The following is a 7,127-nucleotide window of genomic DNA, read 5'->3' as shown; positions in this document are numbered from 1 at the left end:
GAGTAAGACGACCGTAGAAAACTATATTGCTAATCAGCGAAAAGCATAATGGTATTCATCCCTTGTTTGAAAGCAAGGGAATTCTGCCAAATTTATATTAAAAGTGAACTCAGCACCAGATGTTGACAAAACATTAAAATGAGTTTATGATTGCAAATGTTAAAAATAAATGAGAAACCAATTGTGATGATCAGGAAAGTAGTAACTGGGATCAAGTCTAGGGAGCTGACGGGTAGTGGAAGTCAGTCTTGAGCCAGTCATGAAAGTAACCTGTGAACTGCCGATGCGAGCGTCAGTAAGTGTCGGCTGGGGACACCCATTATCGTGTGAACGTATCGTAGCCTGTGAGGTGCGACGGGTTGCTTCTAAGTAAGTGGAAGAAGCAGTCGAGCCGAACACTTTTCAACCCCTACTGTACGCGATCAAAGCTGCCGGACACGCAAATGCCCAGCACAAACAAAGGTGGTACCGCGCGCAAGCGCCCTTTGAAAATCCTAGTGATTTTCAAAGGGCGCTTTTTTCGTTTGATGATGAAGGAGGACGAGTGCATGTTTCAAACAACAAGTTATGGTGGTCTTAGTCGAGTGCCAAGCAATGACGAATTAGCTGTTGTTACTCAAGTCAACACACAAGGAGTTTTTGCTTATGTCCAATCAAAAATTAACATTCAAACATTATCTCATTATTGGTTCAATGTTGTTCGGCATGTTCTTTGGTGCCGGTAATCTTATCTTTCCGATTCATTTAGGTCAATTGGCCGGTAGTCATTGGTTAACGGCTGGTTGGGGCTTCTTATTGACCGGGACACTCTTACCGTTACTCGGCATTATTGCGATTAGTATTACCCGCAGTACTGGCATTTATGATCTTGCCCGGCCAATTGGCAAACATTACGCCACAGCATTTATGATTCTAACTTGCGCCACCCTTGGCCCGTTGTTTGCTACGCCACGGACGGCCACAACGCCGTTTCAGATTGGCATTGCTAGTCATGTCAGTACCAGTCAAGCCCCGCTTTACTTGTTCATTTATTCATTGATTTTCTTCAGTATCACCTATTGGGCTTCCCGGAAACCAACGGGCATTGTGGACATGATCGGCAAGCTGCTCAATCCGGCCTTTTTGATTCTACTAGCGGTTATCTTTGGGATGGCGTTTACGCATCCTTTAGGTATTGCGAAAATGACCGCTACGACGACGGCTTATCAGCAACATGCTTTTCTGAATGGCTTTTTACAAGGGTATAACACGATGGATGCCTTAGCTGCTTTACTATTCGGGATTGCCGTTGTCACGGTTATTCGTGGGTTAGGACAGCATAATCCAACGGCGATTGCGAAAACGGCTGCTAAATCTAGTTTGCTGAGTATTTCGTTAGAGGCACTGATCTATCTCGGCTTAATCTGGCTTGGCGCGACATCGTTAACCCACTTTAAGTTGACAGTCGATGGCGGGATTGCCTTTTCACAAATTGCCAAGGCGTTCTTCGGCGTTCCTGGGGAGATTATGTTAGCGATTATGGCCACGTTAACTTGTTTAACGACGGCGGTTGGCTTGGCATCGTCATTTTCAGAAGCGTTACATGCGAAATTTCCAAAGATTTCCTATCGAACTTGGAACCGGCTTTCTTGTGGCGCCTCGTTCTTAATTGCCAATATTGGTTTGGATCAGATTATCGCTTGGTCAACGCCAATGCTCATGTTCTTGTATCCTTTAGCGATTACGTTGATCGTCTTATCGATTCTGTCACCGTTATTTCACCGTAATACGGGTGTCTATCGTTGGACGACTGGGTTTACTCTGATACCCGCATTATTCGATGCGCTGGGTTCGGCTCCCGCAATCGTGACGCGACAAGGTTGGGCGCAACACTTATTAGCTTGGGATGCGAAAACTTTACCGATGGCGAAGTTGGGTATGGACTGGGTGGTCCCAGCGTTGATTGGATTAGCGATTGGCCTGGGTGGCTACCTGATTCAACGGACCTTGGCAGCGCGCAGTTACAAAACGAATCAAGATTAAGGTGTATCATGAACTTACGACATATTTAAAGGATGGATGGCAGTGAGCTTTTTAGGAACTTTGTGTTTATTATTAGTTGCGACGACCTTAGCGGGACACTTTGCCCATCGTGCCGGGATTCCGGCCGTGATTGGGGAAATTTTGGTGGGCGTTTTGCTGGGACCGGCGATTTTAAATTGGGTCCAGCTCAATACCCTCGTCCAAACGTTTTCGGACATCGGGGTGATAGTCCTGATGTTTATTGGTGGCTTGGAAAGTAATCTGACGTTGCTAAAGAAGTATTTGCGGCCAGCTATTATTGTGGCCGTCATTGGTGTGATTTTTCCAGTCGTGATTATGGGGGTCACAAGTCGATTGTTTCACTTTACGTGGTTTGAATCACTGTTTATCGGCGTGATCTTTTCGGCCACGTCAGTCTCTATTTCCGTCGAAGTGTTAAAAGAGTTCAAGGCACTGGATACTAAAGAGGGCGCGACGATTCTCGGTGCGGCCGTCGCGGATGATATTATTGGGGTTATTTTGTTAAGTTTGATGATTTCGATGATGGGTGACTCTGGTAGTGGTACGCAATCTAATATCGGTATCGTCTTGTTGGAACAAGTCGCGTTTTTTGTGGGCGTCTTCTTATTAGTGAAATGGGTTGCACCGTATTTGATGCAACTGAGTGACCATCTTTTGATGGCAGCCAGTCCGACAATTATGGCGATTATCATTTGTTTGGCAATGGCTTGGGTTGCGGATTTAGTCGGCCTGAGTGGTGCGATTGGCGCATTTTTCGCCGGGGTCGCGGTTGCTCAAACTGACTATCAGCACCAAGTCGATATCAGTGTGGAACCGGTTGGCTATACGATGTTTATTCCGTTGTTTTTCGCTAGTGTCGGGTTGAATATGACGTTTGATGGGTTCTGGGCCGCGTTACCATTCATTGCGGTAATGACAGTCTTAGGTGTCCTAACAAAACTAGTCGGTTGCGGCTTAGGTGCACGCTTGAACGGTTTTAGCGGATCGAGTAACTATCTAGTCGGTGCGGGGATGATTTCCCGTGGTGAAATGGCATTGATTACGGCCCAAATCGGATTCTCCGCGCATTTATTATCCGGCGATTATTATTCAGATGTTATTTTAGTCATTATTCTGGTCACCATCATTGCACCATTTGTCCTAAAAGACGCCATTAACCGGGCGCCAAAGTTAGTGGTTAGTGATAAATCGGCGTAAACTAGTTTAGGTTGCCGCTACGGTTGGTCTGGACTGACGCTGGAACGTGGTGGCCGCGTTTGAAAGCCTGAGAAGCGGTCTTTCAAGCCGGGCTTTGACTAGAACTGGGAAAAATCCCCCAGCTCAAGTCAAACGACACCACTGAGCGTCATCCAGCCCGCCCTACGCTGAATGATCGGATTAATATGGTTGACGACTAACTTGAAAGTAAGACTTTTTAACGCCGGGCGGACTAGAATTGGCTCAGTGGTGTCGTTTATCTTAGTCGGTGGTTTTCCGACTTAGATAAAGCCCGACTTTTGAGACCGCTCTGTGGCTCAAAAACGTGGCCACCACGTTCCAGCCAATGCTAGGCCAACCAGAGTGGCAATTTATATCAATCAAAATTTGACCTATCAAAAAACATCTTCAGCCAAATTAGCTGAAGATGTTTTTTAGTATCCGGTAATTAGACGCGGACTTGATGTTCAATAGTAAATAACGTGGGATCAAGATGCACGATTAATGGTGAGACATCACCCACACTGAGTAGCGTTAAGTGGTGCATTGCGCGTGACGCAATCGTATAGAGCAGACCGACTGAATTGGCATCTGGGTAGTTTTGAGCGGAAATGTCATAGGCAATGACGGCATCAAATTCCAAGCCTTTCGCTAGGTAGATCGGCAAGACAATGACGCCCTGTGGCATCGTCCGGTCACTATCAGCCATCAATGTCGCCACGGTATGATGTTTCAAGAATTGATAGACTTTCTTGCTATCTGCCATATTCCGTGTCAAAACAGCGACCGTGTGGGTGTGTTCAAGCTGCTGATGAACTTCCGTCAGTAAACCTTGTAAGGCACTGTCTTCATCGTAACGAATCATCACTTTCGGTAAGGCGCCTTCTCGTGTAAAGGCTTGAATCTGGTCGCCATCTGGTAAGAGCGCTTTAGCGAAATTCGTGATTTGTAAGGTCGATCGATAACTCTTATTCAACGTAATTAAGTTAGCCCGCCGTACCTGAAAGGCATCGCGTAAACGTTCTAGTAACTGTTTGGGTTGTTCGATTCCTTTGAATAGGGCTTGCTCACTGTCACCTAGTAGGGTGAACTTGGCAAGTGGAAAGGCGTGCTTAATGTAAAGCAATTGCGCTAACGAGTAATCTTGCATCTCATCGACGAAGAGGTATTGCATGCGCCGATTTTGTCCGCTACCGGTTAAAATATCGCGTAATAATAAGAGCGGCGCGCAGTCAATTAAGTCAATCCGGTGGTATTCAATTCCGGCACGGAAGGCTTTGATTCGTGCGTTCCAATCGGTTTCGGTAACCGCGGCTGGACAGTCGACTTGAGCTAAGAAGTCATTGTACTGTTCATAAGTATCTAAAAAGTAGCCATTATAAATGGCATCATAAACTTGGCGCAAGCGCTTGGTTACGATTTGCTTACCAATATAGAAGACTTCATCATCCAACGATTGAAAGGCGCCACGGCGTTTGTCACCAAGTAAGTCGTGATAGGCTTCATCCGATAATTGGTCGATCTGTTCGTTGACCCAATCAGCTTGAGCTTCATGATCGATGCGGTGTTTAAGTCGTTTGATCAACGTGTTCTTGATCGCTAAGAACCGGTCAGCTGGTTGCATGGCAGTGGGTAAACTAGTGGCAATCGCCGTGATTTCTGCGCGGGTGAAGAAGACATCGCCGTTGAAGACGATGTTAGTGAACCGCAGCTTGTCAGCCGGTAACTGGTGACAATAGGCGTCAACTTGGGCCATAAAGGCGGCCCCTTCTTGAAAGTCACGAATCGCCGCACTGGTCGCTGGGGCTTGTTGGTCACTTTCGTAGCGTTCAAAGAGACTTTGGACAGTCAGACCTTGGAACCGGGCACTGAGGAATTCCGCTAGTGTTACTTGGCGCATATTACGTTCCCCTAAACTCGGTAAAACTTCCGAAATATAGTGGCTGAATAACCGGTTAGGTGAGAATAAGACCATCTGGTCAGCTTCGAGTGACGCACGTGAATGGTATAACAGAAAGGCGATCCGCTGTAAGATCGCGGAGGTCTTTCCAGACCCCGCGACTCCTTGGACGACTAAGAGATCACTGTAAGTATCACGAATGATATCATTTTGTTCTTTTTGAATCGTGGCCACGATGTTTTGCATATAGGCATCGTTTTGTTCTCCGAGAACGGATTGTAGAATCTCATCGCCAACGGTTTCGTTAGTATCGAACATATTGTTAATCTGACCATGATCGATTTGGAATTGCCGTTTCTTCAATAGTTCGGTCGTTTGCTCACCCGCGGGGGCTTGGTAGGCGACTTTGCCGAGCGTCCCATTATAGTAAACGGAAGAAATCGGGGCGCGCCAGTCATAAACCAAGAAGTTTTGATGTTCATCGACAAACGACGCGGTTCCGATGTAGAGGCGTTCGGGATCATCTGCGGGGTCATCTTGGATGTCGATGCGCCCAAAATAAGGTGAGTTACTCAAATCTTTTAAGACACCGACTTGTCGATTTAAGATGGCTTCGGATTCAACGGCGCGTTCAACCATTTGCTTTTGTTGTTGCAGTTCGGCGTTGGTTTCAATTCGGTCATCAACTTCAAAGGTATTGACGGAGTTGTTGTCCCCATAGTTTTTTTGAATAATGTCGGTATCATGGTGGGCCTTAGCCACCAAACGGTCGGTCTCTTTAGCGCGAGCCTTGATCTGTTTAACGACCGTATCTACTCGGCGCTGTTCTTGTTGTTGTTCTTGATCTGGTGTTGTCATTGGCAGCCTCCCGTTTTAAATTCTCGTGTAAATAGCTTGAACAATTCTAGGCGGATTTAGGGGCGCTGTCAATCAAAGCGCCTGCATTTTAATGAATGCTGGGTCTTGCAACTAATGCCACTTTATTCTAAGATGATTTTAATAATTCTAATGAAGAATGGGTGACGAGATGCAAGTAGCGTTAGCACAAATTGATATTAAGTTCGGTGATCCAGATGAAAACTATCGTCGCGTTGCGGCTGCGGTCAAACAGGCTGCCGTTCAGCAGGCGGCTGTCGTCGTTTTGCCGGAAATGTGGAATACTGGTTATGCTTTAACGGCGCTTGATCAATTGGCAGATCGTGATGGTGCCCGGACGCAAGCGTTCCTAGCTGACCTGGCACGGCAATACCATATTAATTTAGTTGGTGGGTCCGTGGCGGTTGCCCGCAATGGTCACTACTATAATGAAATGTTAGTCATTAATCGGCAAGGGGCATTGCTGAGCCGCTACGATAAAGTCCATCGTTTCGGGTTGATGCGTGAAGATCAATACATTACGGCTGGCCAGACCGAAAATCGATTTGTACTCGATGAGGTGCCGGCAATGGGTGTCATTTGTTACGACATCCGTTTCCCCGAATGGTTACGCAAGCAAGCTGCTCAGGGGCCACAAGTGATCTTCGTCTCAGCCGAGTGGCCAACCGTTCGTTTACCGCAATGGCGGATTTTGTTGCAAGCACGGGCCATTGAAAACCAGGCATACGTTGTGGCAGTTAATCGCGTCGGCAGTGATCCTGACAATGACTTTGGTGGCCAGTCATTAGTGATTGATCCACTGGGACAAGTGATGGCCGAAACGCAGGATCAACCAATTGTGGTGACGGTAACAATAGATTTACAGCAGGTGGCGGCCGTTCGGGGGAGTATGCCAGTCTTTGCAGATCGGCGGACTGAGCTGTATTAGCATTTAGAATAAAATAGGCTTGGTACTAATTGAATTAAGTGACCACTCTGGTTGGGCCAGCACCAAGCATGATAAAGCTAATGATTATAACCGGATTTACAAAAAACCATTAAGATTAGATCAATGCTAATGATTTTTGAAGCTTTCAGCAAAAATCATTACTTGAAAAACTAACTTTGACAC

General features: G+C 46.5%; 4 protein-coding genes and 1 other annotated feature. Of the genes, 3 read left to right on the top strand and 1 reads right to left on the bottom strand.

The genetic code is table 11. The features are described from left to right. Positions 1 to 177 precede the first annotated feature (177 nt). Positions 178 to 489, top strand: a binding site (T-box leader). A gap of 156 nt (positions 490 to 645) precedes the next feature. Next, positions 646 to 2,022 (top strand): branched-chain amino acid transport system II carrier protein, encoded by a 1,377-nt coding sequence (gene brnQ / locus FFM80_RS04400; RefSeq protein WP_137639684.1) that lies wholly within the window; start codon positions 646 to 648, stop codon positions 2,020 to 2,022. A 42-nt stretch (positions 2,023 to 2,064) separates the two neighbouring features. Continuing rightward, on the top strand, positions 2,065 to 3,240 hold the full coding sequence (locus FFM80_RS04395) for a cation:proton antiporter (RefSeq protein WP_137639683.1): 1,176 nt from the start codon (positions 2,065 to 2,067) through the stop codon (positions 3,238 to 3,240). 448 nt (positions 3,241 to 3,688) lie between these two features. Here FFM80_RS04395 and helD read toward each other — a convergent pair whose 3' ends face one another. After that, the gene (gene helD, locus FFM80_RS04390) at positions 3,689 to 5,998 is read right to left on the bottom strand and encodes an RNA polymerase recycling motor HelD (protein WP_137633776.1); all 2,310 of its coding nucleotides are present in this window, start codon (positions 5,996 to 5,998) and stop codon (positions 3,689 to 3,691) included. Positions 5,999 to 6,167: 169 nt separating this feature from the next. On the opposite strand from helD, the gene FFM80_RS04385 reads away from it, so the two are divergent. Next, positions 6,168 to 6,944: a carbon-nitrogen family hydrolase gene (locus FFM80_RS04385; protein WP_137639682.1), complete on the top strand. Its 777-nt coding sequence runs from the start codon at positions 6,168 to 6,170 to the stop codon at positions 6,942 to 6,944. The last annotated feature ends 183 nt before the right edge of the window (positions 6,945 to 7,127 follow it).

The sequence above is a fragment of the Lactiplantibacillus dongliensis genome (assembly GCF_005405105.1).
Taxonomy (GTDB): Bacteria; Bacillota; Bacilli; order Lactobacillales; family Lactobacillaceae; genus Lactiplantibacillus; species Lactiplantibacillus dongliensis.
This window is presented reverse-complemented; position numbering and strand designations above follow the sequence as displayed.

Excerpts from the sequence above, each read along its gene's own strand:
- brnQ (WP_137639684.1), top strand. The coding sequence starts at position 646 with ATGTCCAATCAAAAATTAACATTCAAACATTATCTCATTATTGGTTCA.
- helD (WP_137633776.1), bottom strand. The coding sequence starts at position 5,998 with ATGACAACACCAGATCAAGAACAACAACAAGAACAGCGCCGAGTAGAT.
- FFM80_RS04385 (WP_137639682.1), top strand. The coding sequence starts at position 6,168 with ATGCAAGTAGCGTTAGCACAAATTGATATTAAGTTCGGTGATCCAGAT.